This is a genomic window from Paenibacillus sp. NPDC101420, from assembly GCF_050277435.1.
In the GTDB taxonomy this organism is placed as follows: domain Bacteria; phylum Bacillota; class Bacilli; order Paenibacillales; family Paenibacillaceae; genus Paenibacillus_AQ.
The window spans coordinates 1,473,807-1,499,062 of sequence record NZ_JBNNSE010000001.1 but is presented as its reverse complement, the minus strand read 5'-3'; the positions used below and the strand labels follow the sequence as shown (position 1 = coordinate 1,499,062).

The window sequence follows — 25,256 nt, the reverse complement described above, 5'->3', positions numbered from 1 at the left end:
TGCTGCTTGGAAGTCAGGTGTTTAGAGATAAAAGAGGTGGCAAAAATGAGTAGCATAACTGTAGCAAAGGTGTTAAATAACAACGTTATCATTGCGGACCATCCCCAATATTCCGAGGTTGTAGTAATTGGCAAAGGGATAGGGTTTAATCGAAAATTGCATGATCGGATTAACCTATCCTCTGTGGAGAAGATGTTTATTCTCCGCAGCCAGGAAGAACAGGAACAATATAAACAGCTTCTTCCCCAAGTGGATGAAAAGCTGATTGAGATTGTACATGAAATTTTGTTATATATTATGCATAGCAGTAGTCAACCACTTAATGAGCATGTTCATATTGCACTCACTGATCATATCTCATTTGCTATACGGCGTTATGAACAAGATATCCCAATTCACAATCCGTTTCTGTATGAGACTAAGGAAATTTATCCTGAAGAGTATAAGATGGCAGAGTATGCGATTGAGCGGATTAATGAAGGCATGGGCGTGGAACTGCCTGTAGATGAGGTGGGTTTTGTTGCACTTCATATCGTTAGCGCGCTGAGTAATAGACAAATTTCCGAGGTCAGACAGCATTCTCTTTTGATTGGTGATTTGATCGGAATTGTAGAGAATAATCTCGAATATCGAATTCCACGTGATTCACTTGATTATTCGCGGTTGGTGACTCATCTACGATTTGTTCTAGAAAGACTGCGCCGTGGAGAATCAGTGCGGGAGACTTCTACACTGGATGGTCTTATGAAACGAGAGTATCCCGAAATGTATACCTTGGCTTGGCAATTAACTAAGGTGATTGAGAACCGAGTGCGAATTCCTGTGTATCCAGCAGAGGTCAGTTATTTGACAGTTCATTTGCAACGTCTTGCCCAGAAGAAAGAGGATGAAGTGGGTATGGAGACGAAGCGAGAGATATAAGGATAATGTATAAAGTGAAACTTAAACTTTCTTATATTTTAAAAAAAGCTTGTCACTACAAAAAAACGGTGCTACAATATCGGTGTCCTAATTAAAACAGAATACCAAGCGTGTAACTGATTCGATCAGGCATGAGTGATTTACAGTATTTTGGTTGCTAGTCCCCATCTTGGGGTAATCTAACCTTACCGTTAGATAACAACCTTTATACTGTGTTGCTCATGCCTTTTTTGGCATCTGTTTTACTGAAAATGTGAATAATGAAAGGAAGTGACCATTATGTTCAAAAAGCTTTTCGGCGTTTTACAAAGAGTCGGTAAAGCGCTGATGCTCCCAGTAGCCATACTGCCAGCAGCCGGTCTGCTCCTTGGAATAGGAAACATGCTGGTAAACCCCGATTTTCTACAATACGTTCCGGCACTTGAGAACGATGTAGTTCAGGCAATTGCGAACGTATTGATGAACTCAGGGCAAATTGTATTTGATAATCTATCCTTACTATTTGCCGTGGGTGTTGCCATCGGTTTATCCGGTGGTGAGGGTGTTGCTGGTCTAGCCGCTATTATTGGTTTCCTCGTAATGAATGTTACGATGGGTACTGTAATTGGCGTCAATGATTATGTCCTGAGCCAAGGCGACTTTTCCTATGCTAGCGTCTTAGGAATTCCAACACTGCAAACGGGGGTATTTGGAGGTATACTCGTCGGTATATTGGCATCGTCCATGTACAAACGATTCTTCAAAATCGAACTTCCATCCTACCTGGGTTTCTTCGCAGGTAAACGTTTCGTACCGATCATGACTGCGGTAACGTCTTTGATTCTTGGTCTGGCATTGACCTTAGTTTGGCCGCCAATTCAACACGGTCTGAACTATGTATCACAAAGTATGATTGATACGAATAAAACGCTCGCAGCGTTTATCTTCGGAACAATCGAACGCTCGCTTATTCCTTTTGGTCTGCATCACATCTTCTATTCTCCGTTCTGGTATGAATTTGGTACCTACGTAGATAAAGCTGGGGAATTGGTTCGAGGTGACCAACGGATCTTCATGCAGCAGCTTCGTGATGGCGTAGAATTCACAGCAGGAACATTTACGACAGGTAAGTATCCTTTCATGATGTTCGGTCTTCCAGCAGCTGCTTTGGCCATTTATCATGAAGCTAAACCTCATAATAAAAAAATTGTCGGAGGTTTGATGCTTTCCGCAGCATTGACTTCATTCCTGACAGGGATTACAGAGCCGCTTGAATTCTCATTCTTGTTCGTAGCTCCATTGCTGTTCGCAGTACATGCTGTTTTTGCAGGTTTGTCCTTTATGACCATGCATATTCTTAATGTCAAGATTGGTATGACCTTCTCTGGAGGTTTTATTGATTACGTGCTCTTTGGTATTATCCCGAACCGTACGGCTTGGTGGCTCGTAATTCCAGTAGGTCTTGCTCTTGCCGTAATTTACTACTTCGGATTCCGCTTTGTTATTCGGAAGTTCAATCTGATGACACCGGGTCGTGAAGAGGATACGGGTGAGGTTGAAGATACTAACACAGAATCCGTTTCTAAAACGGGTGATGATTTACCACGAAACATCTTGTCTGCGTTGGGTGGTAAAGAGAACATCGCTCATCTGGATGCTTGTATTACCCGCCTTCGTGTGGAGGTTAAAGATAAATCAGGTGTGGATAAGACTCGTCTGAAGAAGTTAGGTGCATCAGGTGTGCTTGAGGTGGGTAATAACATTCAAGCGATCTTCGGCACACGTTCCGATACCATTAAATCTCAGATTCAAGATGTAATTAGCGGGAAGACACCTGCGCCAACGCCGGTTGCGGCTACGCCACAGCCTGAAGAAGAACAGCAGGCAGGTGAAGCTGGTGAAGCGATTATCAAAGAAGATATCGTCTCACCGGTAAATGGTGAACTAGTGGATATCACTGAGGTTCCCGATGCAGTATTCTCCCAAAAAATGACGGGTGATGGTTTTGCTTTCTTATCCGATGATGGAAAGATTGCTTCACCGGTCTACGGTAAAGTGTTTAATGTGTTCCCGAGCAAGCATGCGATCGGCATTATGTCCGATGGAGGTAAGGAAGTGCTCGTTCATATAGGGGTTAATACAGTTAAGCTTAAAGGTCAAGGCTTTACGGTTCTAGTCGAAGAGGGCGACCTTGTAGCTGCTGGACAGCCGATCATGGAAGTGGATTTAGAATATGTAAAAGCACATGCACCATCAGTAATGTCTCCTGTTATTTTCTCCAATTTACCAGAAGGCTCTTCCGTAACCTTGAAGAAGCCAGGTAAGGTATCCATTGGCGATAAGGATATTATTACCATTCAGTAAAAGTGCAAGGGTGGACGCTTCCTTTAAAGATTAAAGGGAGCGAAGCCTTCACTATAAATTTAAAAATATTCTATTAAAAGAAAGCGAGTTGGATAATATTATGCAAACAACATTCAGAATTATCGATGAAGATGGAATTCACGCACGTCCGGCAACTGCCTTGGTAAATACAGCTACGAAATTCAAAGGTACAGAAGCTTATGCAGAAGCAAAAGGCAAAAAAGTTACATTGAAATCTATCCTTGGCGTATTGTCATTGGGTCTAGAAGCTGGAGACACTTTGTCTCTGATTACGGAAGGTAGCGAAGAAGCTGAAGCTCTGAGCGCACTTTCTGATGTAATGATTAAAGAAGGGCTAGGGGAAATCCATGAATAAAATTTCAGGAATCGCGGCTTCAGCAGGGATTGCAGTAGCCCGTGCTTTTATCCTGAAACATCCGGATTATACAATTACAAAAACTAGTATCAGTGATCCTGAAGCAGAAGTCGCCAAGTTGAATGACGCACTTGCTAAATCAAGTGCTGAACTGCAGACCATTAAAGAGCGTACTTTAGCAGAACTAGGAGAGAAGAAAGCAGAGATTTTTGCATCCCATCTGCTGATTCTTGAGGACCCTGAGCTGATTAATCCCGTAATTGATAAAATTCGTCAGGAATCGGTTAATGCGGACTATGCACTAAACGAAGTAGCTACACAATTCATTGAAATGTTCGAAAACATGAAGAGTGCTTACTTACAAGAACGTGCAGCTGACATGCGTGATGTGACCAAACGCCTGCTGAACCACTTGCTGGGTATTCATTATGTTAGTCCTGCAGAAATCAATGAAGAGGTTATTGTTATCGCTGAGGATTTAACACCTTCTGACACAGCACAGCTCAATCGCAAGTATGTTAAAGGCTTCACAACAAACATTGGTGGACGTACGTCCCACTCCGCGATTATGGCACGTTCTTTGGAAATTCCAGCGGTAGTTGGAACTAAGAATGTCATGACAGAAGTGAATTCTGGGGATCTAGTGATTGTCGATGGTCTGAACGGTGACGTTCTTATTAATCCTAGTGAAGCAGAAGTGGCGGAGTACGTTCGCAAGCAGGAAGCTTACGACTTGCAAATTGCAGAGTGGAAGAAACTTCGTGATAAACCAACGATTTCTGCAGACGGTAAGCACGTGGAGCTGGCGGCTAATATCGGTACACCAAACGATGTCAATGGTGTAATTGAGAATGGTGGCGAAGGTGTAGGCTTGTATCGTACTGAGTTTCTATACATGGGCCGCGATAAGCTGCCTTCTGAGGAAATTCAATATAACGCCTATCGTACTGTGCTTGAGAATATGAAAGGCAAACCGGTAGTCGTACGTACACTTGATATCGGTGGCGACAAAGAACTGCCGTATCTGGATCTTCCAAAGGAAATGAATCCTTTCTTAGGATTCCGTGCGATTCGTCTTTGTCTGGATCGTCAGGATATTTTCCGTACGCAACTGCGTGCTTTACTGAGAGCAAGTGTTCATGGGGATCTTCGCATTATGTTCCCTATGATCGCAACACTTGGTGAATTCCGTGCAGCTCGTGATCTTCTGCTTGAAGAGAAAGCGAAGCTTCGTGAAGAAGGCAAGGAAGTATCTGACAACATTCAGCTCGGCATTATGGTTGAGATTCCTTCCACTGCTGTACTGGCTGACCAGTTTGCAAAGGAAGTTGATTTCTTCAGTATTGGTACGAATGACCTTATTCAATATACAATGGCTGCTGACCGTATGAATGAACGGGTGTCTTACCTGTATCAGCCATACAATCCGGCCATCCTGCGTCTGGTCAAGAATGTAATTGATGCAGCGCATGCAGAAGGTAAATGGACAGGAATGTGCGGTGAGATGGCTGGGGACGCAACAGCGATTCCACTCTTACTAGGTCTTGGTCTTGATGAATTCAGTATGAGTGCAACGTCAATTCTGCCAGCACGTAGTCAAATTTCTAAATTGTCGGCTGCCGACATGAAGGAACTGGCTGCAAAAGCATTGCAACTTGGCACTGCTGAAGAAGTAGCTGCACTTGTTCAAAGCATCACTAACTAACTATTTCCATATGCATTACTCCGTTAAACGTTTTATAACGTTCCAACTACTATTACCGACTTCCGATGTATGGAGGTCGGTTTTTTTGTGTTTATATCGATAATTTTATTTCTTACGTTGGCTTAAGTTCATACGTGAGCGTTATACTCAATTTAGAATAATTAAATTCACTTTTTATTTGCTTTATTGCACAGATGTCTATGCCGATAGTAATAGTGATGAGTATAAAGTCGGTAAGGAACCCAAACCTGTAAATATGTCTTACATATAATAGTATGAATCCATAGAAAGTTTATACTCCTTTACCGACTTGCAGAGCTGTGCAAGTATTAATATGATCTAAATTGGAAATATTTGGACTTATAAGCATCCCTATAAGTTAGCTAGGGAGCCATAGGATGGTGTTAACTCATGAGTAAAAATGTTATAAATACAGAATTAATGTTAGAGGTCTATGAAGGTAAAGACCTGGGCTTGTCGTACTCGGTGGAGTACAGTATATTTAAAGTTTGGGCACCTACTGCTTTTGCTGTATCTCTAGTTTTGTACGAAACAGATGGAAATCAACGTAACATTGGATTTGATCCGAGCTCTACAGATAGTGGGCGTATTATATATATGCAGCGTCAGAACGGCGGAGTCTGGCAGACTAAGTTATCAGGTGATTTAAAAGGGAAATATTATATGTACCGTGCTGTATTTGCTGATGGAAATGTGACGGAAGCGGTAGATCCTTATGCAACAGCCGTATCGGCAAATGGTTTAAGAACAGCAATCGTTGATTTGCGCAGGACCCATCCTGAGCATTGGGAGAAGGACGTTGCTCCTCCATTGCAGCATCCTGCAGACGCGGTTATTTACGAGCTGCATGTGCGTGACTTCTCCTCACATGAGAGCTCTGGCATGTACTATAAGGGCAAATTCAAAGCATTTACTGAATTTGGCTTAAGAGATTCGGAAGGAAATGCAATAGGTATTGATCATCTGGTTGAATTGGGTATCACTCATGTACATCTGATGCCCGTGTTTGATTTCCAGACCGTAGATGAGTTAAGTGTAATAAAGCGTGGTTCGTCCATTGAACATACCGACTACAATTGGGGATATGATCCTCAGCATTATAATGTACCGGAAGGATCATATAGCACTGATCCTACCGATCCAGGTCTACGAATCCGGGAATTTAAAGAAATGGTTCAGGCTTTGCATAGTCGTGGGATTTCAGTAATTATGGATGTGGTTTACAACCACACGTATGCTGTGGAGAAGGGTCCCTTCGAGCCGCTTGTACCAGATTACTTCTATCGCCGTGACTACTTGGGACGTTTATCTAATGGCTCGGGAGTTGGTAACGAGCTGGCTACAGAGCGTCCGATGGTACGCAAATATATTAAGGATTCGTTGTCCTACTGGGCTACGGAGTATCATATTGATGGCTTCAGATTTGATCTTATGGGTCTGATGGATAGTGTTACCATGCGTGAAATAACGGAAGAGCTTCGACTTGAGGTGAATCCTAATCTGCTGTTATATGGCGAACCTTGGACAGGTGGAGATTCTCCACTGGCAACAAAGACGCTAAAAGGTGTGCAGCGGGGGAAAGGATATGCTGTCTTCAATGATAACTTTCGTTCCGCGATCAAAGGTGATAGTGATGGATGGGGACGGGGCTTCATTACAGGGGAATACGGTAAAGAAGGAGCTATTGCAGCCGGAATCAAAGGAGCCATCCACGAATTTACAGACTCCCCAGTGGAATCGGTGAACTATGTAACGGCCCATGACAATTTGAATTTATGGGATAAGGTGCTTACCGTTCAAGGGGGATTTCAGGATGCCGTTTCACGGGCTAATCCTTACGTGAATGTAGATCTGGAGAATATTCTCTGCAATGAGACCGTGCGCCGATCCCTACTTGCAAATGGAATCATCCTGACCTCGCAAGGGATTCCATTCCTGCATGCCGGTGATGAGCTACTGCGCAGTAAATTTGGAGATCATAATAGCTATCGTAGCGGTGATACGATTAACGCGATCCGCTGGAACATGAAGAGTATGTTTAAGCCTGTATTTCAATATTATAAAGGGTTGATCGAACTGCGGCGTACACATCCGGCGTTTCGTCTACATGGTCGGCAAGAAATTGAGCGTTCGCTGGAATTTCTGCGCTGTGATGGGGGGATCGTGTCGTACCTGCTTAGAAATCATGCAGGAGGCGACCTCTGGAACAATATAACAGTCATCTTTAATGCCAATAATGATCGAGTAAAGCTATCTCTTCCTGAAGCTAATAACGGTTGGAACGTGGTAGTGGATCATACCCGAGCGGGGACAGAAGCATTCCGGAAGGTCGCAGGTAGCGAGGTGGAAATTGAAGGCTTGTCGATGATGGTGCTCTATGATGAATGTGGTGAGCCAGCACCGCGGTCCAAAATTATCGAAGTACACTATGAGCGGCCAGATGGGAAATATCAAGGCTGGAATCTTTGGGTTTGGGATACAGGAATTCAGGACGGACAATGCGACTTTCGGTATATGGAGGATGGGCGTGCAGTTGCACGAATTGAGGTGTTGCCAGATACCGATTCTATCGGATATATATTACGACTAAATGACTGGGAAGAGAAAGATGGGGATGGCGATCGCTTCATTAATTGTTCCAAGGATGAAGAGCTGATCAAGGTCATGGTTATAGATCGTGATCAGGAGAATGATGGAATCTCAGATGATCATCTGCAGTTAACCAGTTAAAAAAATAAAAAAGAGCTGCTTCAGGGTTAGTTGTCCCCCGGAACAGCTCTTTTTGTTGATCTTATGGTTTTCCGATGATCTGGTTGGATAAACCTACATCTAAAAGCTCGTAGTAGAGATTAGCTTCATTCCCTCCATGGTCTTTGGAAAGGTACATCGCTAGATCTGCGGCACGCAGAAGTTCATTAATACTGCCTCCATGCTCAGGAAATAGGGCTACACCAATACTTGCGGAGGTGTGGAAGCTAGATCCATTGTCAATAGACCAAGATTTGTTGAATAACTTAAGCAACCGTTGTAGCATTTCATCTAACATTTCTGGAGAAGTAAATCGGTGCAGTACCACCGCGAATTCATCACCGCCAATCCGGAACGCCTGGCCTACACCTTTAACCGTTTGCAAAAGCTCTCGAGAGAGCAGCTGGAGAAATTCGTCTCCAGCCAGATGTCCTAAGGTATCGTTTAACTGCTTGAATCTATCACAATCCAGCAATGCGAGTGCAATATTCTTTCTCCGTTCCTCGGGTTGGTTGATGAGATTCTCCATGTACATTTTGAAATGAGCACGGTTGGGAATCGCGGTTAAATGATCATAGAAGGCTAGCTTATGTAATCGTTCTTCGTATTGCTTCCGTTGTGTAATTTCACGGGACACTAACATAAATTGTGCTGGGAAATTATTGCTTCCCCGAACAGGCGACACCTTCGTTTCCAGCCATACCCATTGCCCTTCAGCTCCACGCATTCGTAGCTCTGAGATACGAGGGGTTCCTTGAACGACACTCTTTAGTTTAGCCCAAGCAATTTCCGGTTCACGAATGTAGTTGGAGAGTGGGTCACCCTTTTTAGGAACATAGCCGAGAATACTTGAATGTGAAGGGGAGCTATACAGTATCAACCCGTTAGGATCAGTCAAAATAATAAAGTCAGACATGGTTTCGCCGATTAGCTGATAGAGTGTTTGTTCCTCCAGCATTTCATTTTTGAGCCAAATGATTTTGCGACCCAGATAAATAATAACTAGAAGCAGAATAAAGAAGACCAATGAGTATAGCGCAAAGAGTGCACTCTTTTTATCTTGGAATCCATCTGTTACTTGTAAAGCGTAGGTGTCTATCAGGTCTTCTGATTGATCTAGATGAGTTCTGACTTCATTTAACTGCATGTTCAGACTTACAGCATGATATGAAGCAGGATCCCATCCGATCTGCATCCGTTCAGTTATCAATTTACTCCCTGTACTCTTCCATAGGACTAGGGATGTTTCGAAGGCATGGAGCTCGTTCTCTAATTCAGTAAGAATATTTGCCTGTTTCAAATCACTGTAGGGTTTATTGATAGATTTGATGTCTGAACTTGCTAGGCCTACCCGTTCTTGTGCTTGTTGATTATTGTCCTTAAATTCCTGAATGAACTGATCACGTTCAGCGTCAGTGAGGTTCGAGCTCATGGAGGAGTGGAGAGCGATTGCGGCTTGATACAGATCACGATCAGCACTCAGTATGAGCTCAGAGTTCTCAAATACATCTTCATATAAAGAATCTGACATTCTGTTAATGGTGTGATTTAGATAGAGTAAAGAAGCTACACTAATCCCAACCAGTAGAATGGAGATCGCAGCGAAAATAAAGATTAGTTTGCGTGTTACTTTGATATCGAAAAATCCAGCCACGGTCATCTTCTCCCCGCATAAGATGTTTAACAAATCTTATTGCTGCTAACCTATAACCTGCGGAACTTCCATTTGTGGCAGGCGTGTTTTATTTTCAGGCAGAGATGTTGAGAGTGATTATGTAAAAAAAAGAGGTGTTGTAACATAGTGGGAAATGAGGCATGGGAAAGATAAATTGTGTGTGGATCGCTGTTTGTAGTACAACAAGTATATAGGACGTCCTACTTATAGAGCAATCGCTTCCTCAAATAAATATCAATAATAAAAAATTTAAATGATTATGGTATGGGCCTATTGCCTTATCTATATTCAAATCCATAAATCCTATTACCCAACGCCTTCGTAAATGATACCCAGCTCAGCCCCAAAAATATGCGTTCTGTTATGTTAAAAAAGCTGCCTAGTCATAATAATGACTGTGGCAGCTGACTTGAAGTTACTATTCGTTACGTAGTGCATGAATGGGGCGAAGCCGTGCGGCTTTGTTCGCAGGCATCATTCCGAAAATCACGCCGATAAGCAAGGAGAAAACAAAAGATATCAGTACCATATCCCAAGCAATGGATACTGTAAGTGAAGTGTACTTTCCTAGTAACCAACTACCTGCGACTCCAATGCCAACACCGATCACCCCACCCAATCCGCTAAGCACAATGGATTCGATCATGAATTGAGCGAGAATATCGAACTTTTTGGCGCCGATTGCTTTGCGGATACCAATTTCTCTTGTTCTTTCATTGACGGATACGATCATAATATTCATAATGCCGATCCCCCCGACAAACAGAGAAATGCCGGCAATTCCCGCAAGTGCCATTGAAAGCGTAGCTGTCGTAGAATTTACAGTTTCCAGCATCTCTTGAGAGTCAAAGACACTAAAAGCATTATCCGCATAATTAAATTTAGCATCCAGTGTACTCTCTAGTTTATCTTTTACGGTAGCTACAGTGTCTGCTGAAGTCGTCGCAATTGTGATGGAACGTACGCCTTTGCTTTTTAACTGACGTTCTGCAGTAGCTATAGGAATCAATAAGATATCATCGTTGGAGCCACTTAGACTAGAGCCTTTTGCTTCCAAAAGACCGACGATTTTATAGCTGATCCCGTTTAGCTGTACCTTTTGGCCGACAGGATCATCTGTACCGAATAAATCCTCAGCCGTACCTGTGCCGATTAGCGCTACCTTCTGCCGGTACTCCGTATCAATATCAAGCAGGAAACGTCCTGACTGTACATGAAAATCCTTAACGTCCTCATAAGAAGGTGTAATGCCCTCAACTGTAACGCTAACATTCTCAGTATTATGCTTGGCTGTAACGTTGCCACTGATCACAGGAGCTACATTTTCTATCCCCTCTATATCTCCTAGTGCCAAGGCTTCTTCATAGGTGAGGGAGGTGGTAGCCCCACGGCCAGTGATGTTTACCGTCAGTTGATTTGTTCCGAGTCCATTAAGCTGCTCCGTAATCTGAGAAGTAGTTCCCTGCCCCACAGAAACGAGGATGATAACGGATGATACACCAATAATAATACCCAGCATCGTTAAAAAAGCTCTTACTTTACTGCTGTAAATACTTTTTAGAGCCATCCGCATACTTTGAAATAATTTCACCTCGCATTCCTCCGATCTTCTACGAGGTTGCCATCCTGAATACGAATGATCCGCTTTGCTTGCTTTGCAATTTCGAGGTCATGTGTGATTAGGATGATTGTATGACCCTGCTCATTTAATTCTCGTATCATCTGCATGACCTCTTGTCCAGTTCGCGTATCAAGCGCCCCGGTAGGTTCATCTGCAAGTAGAATCGGGGGAGATCCAGCCATGGCTCGCGCAATCGCTACACGCTGCTGCTGACCTCCTGAAAGCTCAGAAGGTCGGTGATGCATTCTCTCCTCCAAACCAACTTTAAGGAGTGCTTGCTGCGCTGTTTCTCTGCGTTCTCGATGTGAGAGGCCGCGGTATATTAGCGGAAGCTCCACATTCTCGACAGCAGACAACTTGGGGAGGAGATTGAAGTTTTGAAAGATAAAGCCGATCTTCTCATTCCGGATAACTGCCAGCTTGTTGTCGGATAACTTACGAACCTCTTGTCCGTCTAGGAGATAGCTTCCTTCATCCGATACATCCAGGCATCCGAGCATGTTCATTAGTGTTGATTTACCAGAACCGGAAGGACCTATAATCGCTACGAACTCTCCGAAGTCGATTGTAAAGGAAAGATTTTTTAGAACTGTCATAGTTTCTCCGGCCATAGTATAGCCATGGGTCATATTCTGGACTTGGATCAGTGGCGTTAAAGCACTCATCTACTGCCACCTCCGCCACCACCAGGTGCTCCGCCCGTGCCACCAGTACCACCTCCACTGAAGCCACCACCACCACTAAAGCCGCCGCCGCCGAAACCGGCGCCACCCATACCGCCCATGCCACCTTGCATTTGCATCTCAGTACTAGTTGTACCTGTTTTGGTAGAGATGACAGTAGGGATGATCACTTTGTCTCCTTCATTAAGCCCACTGACAATTTCAATACTGCTCTCATCATGGATGCCCACTTCGACGGAAACTGTTCGCTGATTACTATTTCCACGGTTTCTTGTGCCAGCTGCTCCGTTAGGCATAGTACCGCCGCGAGCATCAGGCGCTCCACTAGGCATAGCGCCATCGCGAGCATCAGGAGCCCCGCTAGGCATAGCACCACCGTTAGCATCGGGAGCCCCGCTAGGCCTCGGTGCTTGGCCCTCGCTAGAGGCTTTTGAGGAATCGGTTGAACCCGGTGAACCCGCTGTTAAAGGGAGAGAAACTGTGTACTTGCCATTTCTTTCTTGAACAGCTTCAATAGGTACGGTTAATACATCTTTTTTCTCAGCTGTTGTAACTGAAACTTCTGCCGACATCCCTACAAGGGCGCCTTCGGAGGTGGTTAAGCCAACGGTAACATCGAAGAGGGAGACTCCGTTCGAGACGGTGCCTTCCTTGGCAATCTTAGTAACACTCCCCTTGAATTCAGTGTCGGGCAGGGCATCCAATGAAATGGTAGCAGGCATCCCTATTTTCACTGTAGGAATATCAAGCTCATCCACCTGCACTATGACGCTTAAATTAGCATAATCGGTGATATCGATGAGTTCAGAGCCATCCATCGCTTTTTCACCGCTGGCTATGTTAACTGCTGTAACAGTTCCGTCAATAGGGGCGGTTAGGGGATCTGGAGGGATCATATCCTCTTGTACAGATGCAATTTTTTCGATTTGAGAAGCGATATCCGTTTTCGCTTTTTCAATCGAACGTTTGGCACTGGCTAATTCATCCTCAGAGGCACCTGCCACGGCAAGCTTCTTATACTGCTCCTGCTTGTCCTGAAGATCCTCTTCAAGCGAGGTAAGAGAGGTTTGTTCCTGCTTGAGATTGTCGCTCAAATCATTGCCTTCGAAGGTAATTAATGTCTGACCTTTTTTCACATTGTCGCCTTCTTTGACAAGCACCTCAGCTACGGTTCCAGCGTCCTTCGTTTTCACTTTTCCTGTTTCAGTGGCCGTGACGGAGCCTGCTCCAGATACATTTACTACGATATCGCCCTTCGTAACCGTGGCTGTATTAATGGGCACTTCAGCAGCCTGACTGCTCTTATCAGGTAAAAATGTATACACCAACAATCCGGCTGTTACTACAGCTACTACTCCGATGGTCCAGAGCAACACTTTTTTCTTCTTCATTTCTTTCCTCCATAGATCATCAAATTTCTTTTAACTTAGGCCACCCCTCGCATACTAAGTGTCGGATGGATTGTTAGCACTTGAATCGGTGTTTGAAGTGGAATTGTTGTTTGAAGTCGTTGACGCTGCCTGATAAGTGACAACATAGGTCCCAGTTCCCAGCAAATTTCGATGGCCTTGGAATTCGTCGTATACATTCAATCGGATCGCGCCGCCACCTAGAGTTTTGTAAAGATTGCTTGTGAATGTTGTGGTGTATGACTTGAAGTTCCCTAATGGTAGATCTGTGCCCAGTGTTAATGTCTTCTCCATCGTTTGTCCGAAGGGGTCGATTAGCTCTAGTACAAGCTTGTGCTCATAGGTACCCGATTCGTAAAGCGTGCTGCTCGACAGGTTGTAGGTTAGGACAGTGCTTAGCGTATCTTTTCCACCAGTGACGGTGGCGACTGCATTTGTAACGGATAGGGTATAAGGGAACAATTCTACATCCAAAAGATTACTTTTTGACTCCACCGCAACATTATTTAGACCCAGTGACACCGTATTGATATAACCCGTTGATTTCCCGCCAGGAGCCGTAAGTTTTCCTTCGGATACCCCTTCACCGACATAAAGAACAAGCTGAGAAGGATCTACTCCAAGTGGAAGCTTAGTCCAGACGGTAACCAGATTTTTTCCGTTAGGGCTCGTGGAAGTGGTAGACTGGTTGACCTCGGCTTCGTAATATTGATTGTCAGGCGTTTTGTAATAAGCTACGAGTTGAGCCTGCTCCGATTTACGTGTTTCCTCACTGTTCATTTCCAGTTCTGTGTACATGATATTGGAGCTCGCACCCTGATAAACCGTTGTCCGGCGCTCTAACACTTCTGCTTTTTTACTTTCAAGGTCAATTTGGAAGGAACTTAGTGCTGCAACTTCCTGAACACGGCTGTCCAACTGATTTGTACTTAAAGAAAGAAAATTAATTTTGCTTTCGCCGGAGGTTTCTTGCAGCGTTATTTTTAATTGATTGAACTGGTAGGTGTAAGGAACATTGGCCACGACATAAACGTCTGCGGATTCATTTGGCCCGAGTATGGTTTGCGTGCTTTCTGTGACAACTTGGGAAGTGCTGCTAATATCACTCTCACCAGCTTTAATGACGCTTGTAAATGCAGGAAGCTGCACAGAGGTCGATTTCGTGTTGCGAATATTGATTTTAGCTACAAGCTGATCTTTGTCTGCCCAAGGTAGCCGCTGGATGTTCTCAAGCTTGACAGCAAATGTGCCGTAACTGTTCTCCACCGCGTATTCTGTATCCTGCCAATTGTTAGTTTGGAGTGTGTAAGGAATCTGATAATAGGCTGTAGGAAAAATGATCTTACCCTCTACAGCGGGTTCAGTCATTTGCAGCTGTAGCGTTCCTTGAGCGATCGTTAGCGGAACTTCTGCACTGAGCTCAATTATTTTTTCTTCAAGGGGTTTGAGTGTAAGGTTTGCGAAAGCCTTCGTGTCCAACGGAAAGCTATATCCTTCAGCGGCTTTAACGGTAAACTCATAAGCAGGCAAAGTAATCGCCTTGTTGCCGCTATTTTTTACTCGAAATTGCAGCGTCCACTTCGCAGTGCCGTTGTCGGCATAGACATTGGCGCTTTTTAACTGCGTCTCGACAGTATTATTGTTAATCGTAAGCTTCTTGATGACATTGCTGGCTACGACAAGATCTGGTGTGGTAGCAGCGGGAAGGTTATAGGTGACGATGGGCAAAGCTAATTTTAATGAGGTATCTTCTGCAGCAAACTGCAGAGTCATATTGTCTGTCTTCATATAAGAGGGGATTTCCGTCATGTAGTAGATCGTCTTTTTTTCCTGTGGCTGTACTTTGTAGTTACTGCTCGCATCATCAAGCGTTAATTCAAATACAGATCCTCCTGCGGATGCGAGGTATCCCTTAAGTCCAGGATCACTTAGCACTTTGGTTCCTTGATTGGTTAAGCTCACACCTACTTTGGCGTATACCTTACCGTTATATTTGTAAATTTGCAGACTTTCCGTTTTGGTTGTTACGGGCTGATTATTCAAGGTTATCTTTTTACTTTGGCCTCTAGCGACCGCTTGTGAAAAAGCAACAGGCATGGTGAAGGTCCCCAGCTTTTTTTGATAATCGGTACTGCTGAAATCCCAACCGAATACTGAAATCTTCACTCCATTTAAAGATGTGGATTTACCGACGTTTACGTAATAGGTTACGGATTGACTGCTTTTGGAGGGGATAGATTTGATGGTTGCACTGCTGGTTACTGGGCTTCCTTGGATAACGGTTCCTCCGGCAGTTGTTACTTTAGAGAAATAGTCCACAAGATTGATGCTGCTTCCGCTCCCATTGTTATAGCTGAGGGTGTATGTAAGAATATTGCCGCCATCCTGAGTCAAAAAGCCAACATCGGTCAGCTTCACACTAAAGTTACTCTTTAAAGCTATCGAGCCGAGTTTATCCAGAGTGGATACAGTGGTGGCAGTTGCTGTTTTGGTGGATGAAGTAGTAGTTGATGCCGCGTATGCTCCATACGCTGAAGCTTGACTCAGAACTGCTGCGCTAAGTATGATCACAGCTACTTTTGTTCTTCGTGCATGCATGTAATTCCCTCCCGGTATGAAAGTCCTTGTATTTTGAAGGTGATTTATGATTGAGTACAACCATGCCTTCTTAATAATGGAAATTATCAAGCTCCGCTGAACGTTAGCTGAAAAAAAGTCCCCAAAATGGCTCTGAACCTTAAAGCCAGCTTAAAGCCAGATAAAAATTGCCCTAATTATGCTTGAACTTGTCAAAACGACAGATTTTGCATATAATAAACAGACATATCTCTTGCATAAAAGAGATACCTGACAATTAGATTGAATTGTGAAATGCAGTGATGGAGAAGAGTACACAGTGCCTGACTTACAGGGAGGAGACGCCGGTGATTGAGAGCGTTTCTAGGATACAGAGCTGTCGAAGTTCACTCCGGAGCAGTTCCTTGAATTCCTTAAGATTGCCTTGTAAGGAAGCGTAGGGGAAACCGGTCACAGACCGTTATTTCTGTATAAAGTGAGATAGGTATCTGTCCAGCCAAAAGAGGGATGAAGCTCTTAAGGGGAACAGATCAGCTTGTCTAACAAGGGTGGTACCACGGTCTTTTCGTCCCTTACCGGGAGGAAAGGCCTTTTTTTGTTGAACTAGACAATGATTGAAGGGGGCTGTACACGGCCATGAAAGAGAAGTTGGAAGCATTGAAGGTTGAGGCGCTGGCTAAGTTGCAGGAGGTTATGGATCCACAGGTTTTGAATGACCTAAGAGTGAAATATCTCGGTAAAAAAGGCGAGCTTACAGAAGTTCTACGTGGTATGGGAGGACTTAGTGCTGAGGAGCGTCCGGTTATCGGGCAAGTAGCGAATCAGGTGCGTAGTGCCATTGAGGAGATTATTGGAGCGAAGCAAGAGGCTTTTCAACAGCAAGAGACTCAGCAACGTCTGCAGGCTGAAAAAGTAGACGTAACCCTGCCGGGTCGCCGCATGCAGCAAGGGGGCGTTCACCCGCTTAGCAGAGTGGTTCAGGAAATTGAGGATATTTTCATTGGTATGGGCTACCGTGTGGCTGAAGGTCCGGAAGTGGAGACCGATTATTATAACTTTGAAGCCCTAAATCTGCCTAAAAATCACCCGGCACGCGATATGCAGGATTCCTTTTATTTAACGGATGACCTGCTTATGCGTACTCAAACGTCTCCGGTACAAATTCGTACTATGCAGGCTATGAACGGTGAAGTTCCAGTTAAAATCATTTGCCCGGGTAAAGTATTCCGCCGCGATGATGACGATGCAACGCATTCCTTCCAGTTCCATCAAATTGAAGGTTTGGTTATCGGAAGCAACATTCGGATGAGTGATCTGAAAGGCACCTTGCAGCAATTCGTACAAGAGATGTTCGGCCCGAATACAGACATTCGTCTTCGTCCGAGCTTCTTCCCATTCACCGAGCCAAGCGTTGAAGTGGATGTAAGCTGCTTCAAATGTGGCGGCGATGGCTGCAGACTGTGCAAGCAAAGCGGATGGTTAGAAATCCTTGGCGCCGGCATGGTGCATCCAAATGTTCTGAAAATGGGTGGCTATGATCCTGCTAAGTATAGCGGCTTCGCATTTGGTATGGGTGTTGAGCGGATTGCTATGCTTAAATACGGCATCGATGACATCCGTCATTTCTATAACAACGATATGAGTTTTGTAAAGCAGTTCAAGGGCGTTTAGATTTTTGGTGGGCGAGCTGGCTGGTGGGTTAGGAGTAAGTAGCAATTGGGTTACTGATCTTGCTTAATAAAAGACTATTAATAGAAGGAACGGAGAGGAATTTTGGAACTGTAGAAGCGCCAGCGTTCGCCTTTATCCTCGGATTTCTACCGCGAGAAGCGGTTCTAATCAGGAAATCTGAGGATAACAGCGATCGGAAGTCCAATATTTTTCGTAGTGACTGCTATAAATAGGACGGGTATGAAGCTTTCATCGAGTAATCCTAAATTGTACTACTCCCACAGGAAGCAGATCGAACGGCAAGTAGATAAATACATCTGAAACATAAAGGAAGTGAGCGGACATGAAAGTATCAACCGGATGGTTGGCTGATTATACATCGATTGAAGGAGTAACCGCCGAAAAGCTAGCGGAGAAGATTACCGCTGCCGGCATTGAAATTGACGGAGTAGAGCGCCGCAATAAAGGGATTTCCGGCATCGTAACCGGCTATGTGAAATCGAAAGAAAAGCATCCTGATGCGGATAAGCTGAACGTATGTATCGTGGATGCAGGTCAAGGTGAAGATCTGCAAATCGTCTGTGGCGCAAAGAATGTAGCTGCGGGACAAACCGTTCCTGTAGCTCTTGTTGGCGCTAAGCTGCCAGGGCTGGATATCAAAAAAGCGAAGCTGCGCGGGGTATTATCACAAGGGATGATCTGCTCGGCTAAAGAATTGGGACTCAATGATAAATTGCTTCCTAAAGAGCAGCAAGAAGGAATTCTTGTACTTCCTGAAGGTACAGAGATCGGTCAAGATATTTCAAAGCTGCTGGGTCTAGATGATGAAATTCTGGAATTCGATCTGACTCCGAACCGTTCAGACTGCCTAAGCATGATTGGTGCTGCTTATGAAGTGAGCGCGATTCTTGGACGCGACATTAAATTGCCTGATCCTGCGAGTGAAATGATTGAGATCAGCGGAGCAGCTGCTCAATCTATTTCCGTTAAGATTGAGAATGAAGAACATTGCAGTCATTACGCAGTTCGTTATATCTCAGGTGTTAAATCAGCAGCATCCCCGCTGTGGATTCAGAATCGTCTGATGGCGGCAGGGATTCGTCCAATTAACAACATCGTAGACATCACTAACTATGTGATGCTCGAATACGGACAGCCGCTTCATGCTTTTGATGCAGATAAAATAGAAGGTGGAGAACTCGGCGTTCGTCTTGCTCATGAAGGTGAAGTCCTGACTACACTTGATGGCCAAGAACGGAAGCTTGAGCCACATATGCTCGTTATCGCTGATGGAGCTAAAGCAGTAGCTCTGGCTGGAGTAATGGGAGGTCAGGATACGGAAGTTACTGCTGAGACGGTAAATCTCGTTCTGGAATCCGCTAAGTTTGACGGAGGAACCGTTCGTAAAACCTCGCGTCAACTGGGACTTCGCTCGGAAGCATCGCTTCGTTTCGAGAAAGAAGTGGATCCAAATGCAGTAATCCCTGCATTGAATCGCGCTGCAGTACTTATTGCGCGTTATGCTGGCGGATCTGTGCATGAAGGAATTGTGCAAGCAGGAACAGTCGCAGGAGAAGAGAAGGTACTTACTTTGTCCTTGGAGAAGCTGAACCGTTATCTCGGAACAGATCTGTCCTTGCTAGAAGTGAAGACATTGTTTGGTCGTCTACATTTCAAATGCGGGGATACCGCACAAGGATTGATCGAAGTTCAGGTGCCAACTAGACGTGGCGATATCAGCTATGATGTTGACCTTATCGAAGAAATTGCTCGTCTGTACGGGTATGACAATATTCCAACGACTCTGATTGAAGGTGTTACAACGCCAGGCGCATTGACGCATAAGCAATCACTCCGCCGTGAACTGCGTCGCCTGTTGTCGCATGGCGGTTATCAGGAAGTGATGGGTTACTCCTTCATCCAGCCGAAACAAAGCAAAATGTTCCCTGAGTTATCAGAAGGCTCACAAGCGGTTAAATTGGCTATGCCAATGAGTGAAGAACGAAGTGTACTGCGTACTAGCCTTCTGCCACAACTATTGGATATTGCTAGCTATAATACCAACCGTCGTCAAAGCGATCTAGCGTTGTTTGAAATCGGCAATGTCTTCTTCACAGATGAGGAACAGTTGACTCGTCAGCCGCGTGAACTGCCGGTGCTGGGGTTGTTACTTAGCGGTAGCCTAACCGTGAAGCAATGGAACGTTTCTGCACAGCCTGTAGATTTCTTTGATTTGAAGGGTGCGCTGGAATCTGTATTTGCTTATTTGGGTCTTACAGACAGAATTATCTACGAGGGAGATAGTCCAGAAGGGTATCATCCTGGACGTTCCGCGTCGGTATATTTAGTCGGAGACGAGGGTCGTGTGAAGATTGGAACTATGGGCCAGCTTCATCCGGAACTGCAAAGAGAGCTTGATCTAGTGGATACTTATGTAGCTGAGATTCTATTGCAGCCGCTGTATGATAACACGCAAAGCCGTCTGCAATATAATGAGCTTCCACGTTTCCCAGGTATGGAACGGGATATTGCAGTGGTTGTAGATTCAACTGTACCAGCAGGCGATCTACTAGCTTCCATCCGTGCAAACGGAGGAACTTTGCTGCAATCCGTACAGGTATTCGACGTGTACACTGGCGGCAAGTTAGAGAGTGGAAAGAAGAGTATTGCGATCTCACTGCTGTATCGTCACGGTGAACATACATTGACAGATGAAGAGGTTGGAGAGGTGCATGATAAGCTATTATCAGTCCTTCAACAAACTTTTGGTGCAGAATTAAGAAAATAGCAGGAATTGTGTAAAGCCGCAGCGAATCCATTTAGAAACTGAGATTCGCTGCGGCTTTTTCTGGGTAGAGTGAAATGCGGAGGATATCAGCGAGAGTCTATTGATTACAAGGGATTTTGCCAAATGCTTAAGAAAAAAGCTACAATAGAAACAGTAAGACTAACTTAGAATCCGCACACATACAAAGGAGGGCACAACTGTGGCTATGGACCGGACACGTGTCGCCGTGGAGATATACGGAACTTCCTATAAACTCGTCGGAAGCAGCACTGAATATATGAAACAAGTGGCCCGTTATGTTGACGAACATATGCGCACGATTTCTAAATCACACAACAGACTGGATACGCCGCGCATAGCGGTGCTTGCAGCAGTACATATGGCGGAGCAGGCTATTCAGGTTCAGGATTTTAAAAATGAACTCAACATGATGACAGGTGAACGCAGTGAACTGCGATTGGAAGTATCTCGCCTGCTGGAGGTTCAGCGGGAGCGACAAGAAGAATATGAACGCCTTGAAGCGGCGGCTAAAGAAGAAGCTACACGACTGATTGCTGCGGTTGAAGAAGAGCGCAAGCGTCATCTGGAAATTCAGGAGAATGAGCGTAAAGTACATGCTAACCAGCTGCAAGAGGCAACCCAAGCGGCTGAAGCCGCACGAGAGAAGCTGGAAGAGGAGCTGCTTGCGCGTGAGCTGGAGTTGCAGGAACTGCGGGCAAGTTATGAGGCTGAACAGTCTGCTATGCGTGAGAATCATCGAGAGGAACTAGCGAATGCAGAAGCCATCCGTCTACAGCAGTTGGAAGAGCAGAAGGCAGCGCATTTGCAAGAGCTGGAGAACATCCGTGAGACGCTGACTAAGGAGAATTCAGACTCCTTGTCTGCTCTGGAGCTTGAGTTAACCGAGACCAGATCAACCTTAGAGAAACAGCTTGAGGAAACCAAATCAACATTAGGTAAGGAACTCGAGAAGACGAAGTTGACACTAGGTAAGGAGCTTGAGAGCACGACAACGAAGCTAAGCAAGGAATTGGCTGAAGAACGGGAAGCTTTACAACGGGAGCTTGCTAAGAATAAGGAACTTCGTCAGTCACAAGGTACTCAGGAACATAGACATAAGCAAAACATTCAAGAGCTCGAGAAACAGCTGGCTGAGCTTCGTGGTGGAACAGGACAACTTCAGTCTAGACTCCGTTCGGCTGAAGCCAGTCTTAAGAGTGAACGAGATGCTCGTCAGACGCTGCTCGGACAATATGAAGCGGTGGTTAAACGTGAAGAACAGCTCAGTGAAGAGCTGCGTACTGCTACTGAGCTAGGCACGCTGTTGAATGAAGAGCTGGAAGAATTGCGCCAGCGTTATCAGCAGTCTCAGAATGAAGCATCAGAGCTGCGGAAGTCACTACAGGAAACGAATGACAATCTGCACCGTGTTCAGGAAGAACTCGCTGGATCTATGGCGGAGGCAGCAAATTGGCAGGAGCTCTCGGATAAACGGATGGAAGATATTAGTGAGCTTGAAATGAACCTACTGGAGACCGAAGAGAAATCTTTGGCGCTTCAAAAGGAGATTGAGATCCTTCGTGGTCAAGCGGATGGATTAGTACAACAGTTAGATCGGGAAGCTCAGCTTCGTACAGATGCAGAACACGAAACTGCAGCACTCCGTGAACAAGGTGGACAGGTTCAGAAGGAACTGTCTGCACTTCGTGAACGCTATGAGGAACTGATCTCTCAATATGATGAAGTGCTGCAAGATGGAGAACGTCTACAGGAAAGATATCAACTGCTGCAAGAAGAAGGCGAAGAGACAGCTCGACGCTTAGAGGAATTGTCTGAAGCTAGCCTTGAGGCCGCTGCTACGGTTGCAGAGCAGCAGGATGTTCTGAGGGAAGCAGAGGCGTACGGCGCTTCATGGAAGCAAAAGTACGAGGAATTATTCGAGCGACAGCAGCAGTGGAGTGATTTGGAAGCGAAGCTGCGTGAAGAGATAGATATTTGGCAGCAGGAGGCCGGTGAAGCTGAGGCTAAGCAGAAATCTATTGAACGTGAACGCAGTGAGGTGCTTCAGCAGCTTGGTGAAGTCGGCGAGAATTATGAATTGGCCCAAGGACAACTTCGTCTGCTACAGGTCCAGTTTGAGATGCATCAGAATGAGCTACAGAAGATGACGGATGAGCATCGTAATCTTCAAGAGGAATATGCCAAGCTTCAGAATGAATATAATGAATGGATTCAACTGATCGAACAGGACAGTTGAATGTCGGATGCAAGAAAGAGGGCTGTACCTGATGTGTAGAGAGATCTATTTCAGGTCAGCCCTCTTTGTTTAATATATTCGAAAGAATAAGTTTCACACCATGTCTTATATTTCTCACTTAAATAAAAAGCCGATCGTCAGGGCAATTCCCTAACGATCGGCTTTTTAATGATTCATCTATTCCACAATGATTTTTGCGTTCATGCCGCTATGTCCGGATCCACACATAATCGAACAGGTCATTTCGAATGTGCCAGCTTCCTCTGGAACAATTACTTTCGAGGACTTTTTGCTATTAAGCTGGAGTTCGAATTCAGGGATAAGGATGCCGTGATTGCCGCTATCGTTTTTAAAAATAATTTTGACGGGTACACCTTTTTTTAGATGATATTCTTCCTGATCAAAGCTGTAATTCGTAGCTGTAATTGTAAGTTCTGTTTCTGCCTCGATCTCCGGCTCCGATGTGTTAGCATTGCCAGCAGCACTATCATTGCTGTTTCCACAGGCTGTAAGTGCTATAACGAACACAATTGAAAGTAGAATTGCAAATTTTTTAATGATCCAAACCTCCTCCCAAGAAGTCCAAGCATAGTGAAAATGTGACAATTATGTAGACATCATAACTTAAAATTTAAGTAAGCGCTTTGATTAAATGTGAAAAATCCGTGAACAAGGGAGACTGTTCAAACTTTGTCGTAAATTGCAAATAAATGATGAAAATATAACTAAAATTTATTATAATGAAAGCTATTACATTAACGTGCAAAAGTAGGGGATACATATTTCAAGCACTAACGATACGCTAAATACGGAGGTTTGGCACCGTAGAATCTTAAAAGGTTATTGGATGGTAGTTATTCTTTTATTAATCTCACAGTTGCTGTTTTTGTCGAATATTGACCGACTTCAAATAAAAACAACCATGGACACGAATCTATGGCACTTATTTATTGCTTGTAATTTACTAATTGTGGTCCTTATGATTACTGCGGAGCTGTGGCTTCGTTATAGTAAACAATCCCCTAAATATGGGGTGGTTAGTTGTGGATTTTTAGTGTCCTACCTTATGTATTTTGTATTAGAGCCTTTTGTCGATGGTGCTCAGATGACGCTCATGATGCCGATTATGGTCGCTCTAATTTATTTTGATCGTAAGCTCCTGTATCTAATGGGACTATTTAGTATTGTGTTTTATGCGGGAGTATATTTCGGGTTGGAACGGCCATTCCTACATAAACCGCTGCTTGAATTCTTAATAGTAGAGTGTGTGTTTATAATATTTGTAGGGATGGCTCTTGCTGTAATTATTCGTGCGCGGGAAGCGCGTGTAAATCTGGAGAGATTAACGAAGGAAGGCCAAGATCTAATGGTGGAGAGGGCTATTTCGGATAAGCTGCTGAAGATAGATGCACTCACTGGACTATATAATCATAAAACCTTTCATGAATATTTGGATTCATTATTGGAGCAATGTGAAAGCAACAATCTTCAACTACAGCTGGCGCTCTTCGATATAGATAACTTCAAGCAAGTTAATGATACCTACGGACATAGGGTTGGGGACCTTGTTCTTAAGGTAATTGCGGACAAGGTGGGCGGTATGATTGAGTTAAATGATTTTGCGGCTAGGTATGGCGGTGAAGAATTCGCTGTGATTTTTACAGACAAAAGTTTTTCAGAGTCTTATGAGGCTGTAGAGAAATTACGGATCAATATTGCTCAAATCGAGCATTTACAGGCTGGAAATAAGCCGATTACTGTCAGCATTGGAATTTGTGATTATCAGCTTGGGGATGGGAAAGAGCTTCTTTTTCGTAAAACGGACAAAGCGCTCTATACCGCTAAAAAGCAAGGTAAGAACAGAGTGGTCAATTGTGCTGAGAGTCATGAAGCGGAGATTGTGTCATATGGATAAAAACAACACAGAACCCTTATTACCGGAAAAAAACCGGAAATAGGGGTTCTGTGTTGTAAATAGCTTTCGTTACTTTGCTGCCTCAAACGGCGTGGATACCGGCAAAAACAAATCGACAATACCGATGACCAACGCCGCCAGGATAGCTCCTAGAATGGAAACGCTGACTCCACTCACTACGAATTGAGCGACCCAGATGACTAATGCACTAACGATGAAACCGACGATACCGCGCCCGAAGGGCGTTGCTTTTTTGCCGAAGATTCCTTCGACAACCCAGCCGAGTAACGCAATCACCAGTGCAAGGATTAGAGCGCTCCAGAAGCCACCAACCGAGAACTGTGGAACAATCCAACTAACGACCATCAGAACAAGCGCTGCTACAATAAAACGACCCACATGACTCAAGAAATTCACTGTACTAACCTCCTTTGGCCCAAGCTAAGGATATGTGCAGTTCTTATTGTGACCTTAATACTTGTTTTTATGCTTTAACCGATACCAAATAGCGAAATTGGCTTGAATTCTGTATAATGGAAACATCTA

At 44.4% G+C, this 25,256-nt stretch carries 16 protein-coding genes and 1 other annotated feature; of the genes, 9 read left to right on the top strand and 7 right to left on the bottom strand.

The features are described from left to right. Window positions 1–45 precede the first annotated feature (45 nt). The 5 genes from glcT to pulA all read left to right on the top strand — a co-directional run bounded on the left by glcT (window position 46) and on the right by pulA (window position 8,096). A complete protein-coding gene (gene glcT / locus ACQKMP_RS06560; RefSeq protein WP_341049354.1) occupies window positions 46–921 on the top strand; it encodes a glucose PTS transporter transcription antiterminator GlcT in 876 nt (291 codons plus the stop codon). A 279-nt stretch (window positions 922–1,200) separates the two neighbouring features. After that, complete coding sequence (gene ptsG / locus ACQKMP_RS06555; protein ID WP_339248473.1) at window positions 1,201–3,264, top strand: glucose-specific PTS transporter subunit IIBC; 2,064 nt, start codon at window positions 1,201–1,203, stop codon at window positions 3,262–3,264. Between the two features lie 100 nt (window positions 3,265–3,364). Further along, window positions 3,365–3,640 (top strand): HPr family phosphocarrier protein, encoded by a 276-nt coding sequence (locus tag ACQKMP_RS06550; RefSeq protein ID WP_042131974.1) that lies wholly within the window; start codon window positions 3,365–3,367, stop codon window positions 3,638–3,640. Further along, the gene (gene ptsP, locus ACQKMP_RS06545) at window positions 3,633–5,345 is read left to right on the top strand and encodes a phosphoenolpyruvate--protein phosphotransferase (RefSeq protein ID WP_149645821.1); all 1,713 of its coding nucleotides are present in this window, start codon (window positions 3,633–3,635) and stop codon (window positions 5,343–5,345) included. The genes ACQKMP_RS06550 and ptsP overlap by 8 nt, the downstream gene beginning before the upstream one ends. 411 nt (window positions 5,346–5,756) lie before the next feature. Next, window positions 5,757–8,096, top strand: a complete 2,340-nt coding sequence (gene pulA, locus ACQKMP_RS06540; RefSeq protein WP_427469031.1) for a type I pullulanase — start codon at window positions 5,757–5,759, stop codon at window positions 8,094–8,096. Between the two features lie 61 nt (window positions 8,097–8,157). Here pulA and ACQKMP_RS06535 read toward each other — a convergent pair whose 3' ends face one another. The 5 genes from ACQKMP_RS06535 to ACQKMP_RS06515 form a co-directional block, all read right to left on the bottom strand. After that, window positions 8,158–9,768: a diguanylate cyclase domain-containing protein gene (locus ACQKMP_RS06535; RefSeq protein ID WP_427469030.1), complete on the bottom strand. Its 1,611-nt coding sequence runs from the start codon at window positions 9,766–9,768 to the stop codon at window positions 8,158–8,160. A gap of 439 nt (window positions 9,769–10,207) precedes the next feature. Further along, on the bottom strand, window positions 10,208–11,380 hold the full coding sequence (locus ACQKMP_RS06530; RefSeq protein WP_156113076.1) for an ABC transporter permease: 1,173 nt from the start codon (window positions 11,378–11,380) through the stop codon (window positions 10,208–10,210). After that, window positions 11,377–12,075: an ABC transporter ATP-binding protein gene (locus ACQKMP_RS06525; protein ID WP_042186162.1), complete on the bottom strand. Its 699-nt coding sequence runs from the start codon at window positions 12,073–12,075 to the stop codon at window positions 11,377–11,379. The genes ACQKMP_RS06530 and ACQKMP_RS06525 overlap by 4 nt, the downstream gene beginning before the upstream one ends. Then, a complete protein-coding gene (locus tag ACQKMP_RS06520) occupies window positions 12,072–13,484 on the bottom strand; it encodes an efflux RND transporter periplasmic adaptor subunit (protein WP_379422645.1) in 1,413 nt (470 codons plus the stop codon). The genes ACQKMP_RS06525 and ACQKMP_RS06520 overlap by 4 nt, the downstream gene beginning before the upstream one ends. 54 nt (window positions 13,485–13,538) lie before the next feature. Next, window positions 13,539–16,100 (bottom strand): hypothetical protein, encoded by a 2,562-nt coding sequence (locus tag ACQKMP_RS06515; protein WP_379422643.1) that lies wholly within the window; start codon window positions 16,098–16,100, stop codon window positions 13,539–13,541. 269 nt (window positions 16,101–16,369) lie between these two features. Next, window positions 16,370–16,655 (top strand) — a binding site (T-box leader). Between the two features lie 60 nt (window positions 16,656–16,715). Between ACQKMP_RS06515 and pheS the strand changes: the two genes are divergently transcribed. The 3 genes from pheS (at window position 16,716) to ACQKMP_RS06500 (ending at window position 22,795) form a co-directional block, all read left to right on the top strand. Next, window positions 16,716–17,750 carry a phenylalanine--tRNA ligase subunit alpha gene (gene pheS / locus ACQKMP_RS06510; RefSeq protein WP_042186167.1) on the top strand — a complete coding sequence of 345 codons (1,035 nt, stop codon included), beginning with the start codon at window positions 16,716–16,718 and terminating at the stop codon, window positions 17,748–17,750. Window positions 17,751–18,093: 343 nt separating this feature from the next. Next, a complete protein-coding gene (pheT, locus tag ACQKMP_RS06505) occupies window positions 18,094–20,538 on the top strand; it encodes a phenylalanine--tRNA ligase subunit beta (protein ID WP_339801923.1) in 2,445 nt (814 codons plus the stop codon). A gap of 205 nt (window positions 20,539–20,743) precedes the next feature. Continuing rightward, window positions 20,744–22,795: a hypothetical protein gene (locus tag ACQKMP_RS06500; protein ID WP_427469217.1), complete on the top strand. Its 2,052-nt coding sequence runs from the start codon at window positions 20,744–20,746 to the stop codon at window positions 22,793–22,795. A gap of 177 nt (window positions 22,796–22,972) precedes the next feature. Here the strand turns inward: ACQKMP_RS06500 and ACQKMP_RS06495 are convergent, their stop codons facing one another. Next, window positions 22,973–23,401 (bottom strand): cupredoxin domain-containing protein, encoded by a 429-nt coding sequence (locus ACQKMP_RS06495; protein WP_256716343.1) that lies wholly within the window; start codon window positions 23,399–23,401, stop codon window positions 22,973–22,975. 241 nt (window positions 23,402–23,642) lie between these two features. Here ACQKMP_RS06495 and ACQKMP_RS06490 point away from each other — a divergent pair, with 241 nt between their 5' ends. Further along, complete coding sequence (locus ACQKMP_RS06490; protein WP_052404204.1) at window positions 23,643–24,710, top strand: GGDEF domain-containing protein; 1,068 nt, start codon at window positions 23,643–23,645, stop codon at window positions 24,708–24,710. Window positions 24,711–24,779: 69 nt separating this feature from the next. Here ACQKMP_RS06490 and ACQKMP_RS06485 read toward each other — a convergent pair whose 3' ends face one another. Then, window positions 24,780–25,127 carry a phage holin family protein gene (locus ACQKMP_RS06485; RefSeq protein ID WP_042186173.1) on the bottom strand — a complete coding sequence of 116 codons (348 nt, stop codon included), beginning with the start codon at window positions 25,125–25,127 and terminating at the stop codon, window positions 24,780–24,782. Window positions 25,128–25,256 lie beyond the last annotated feature (129 nt).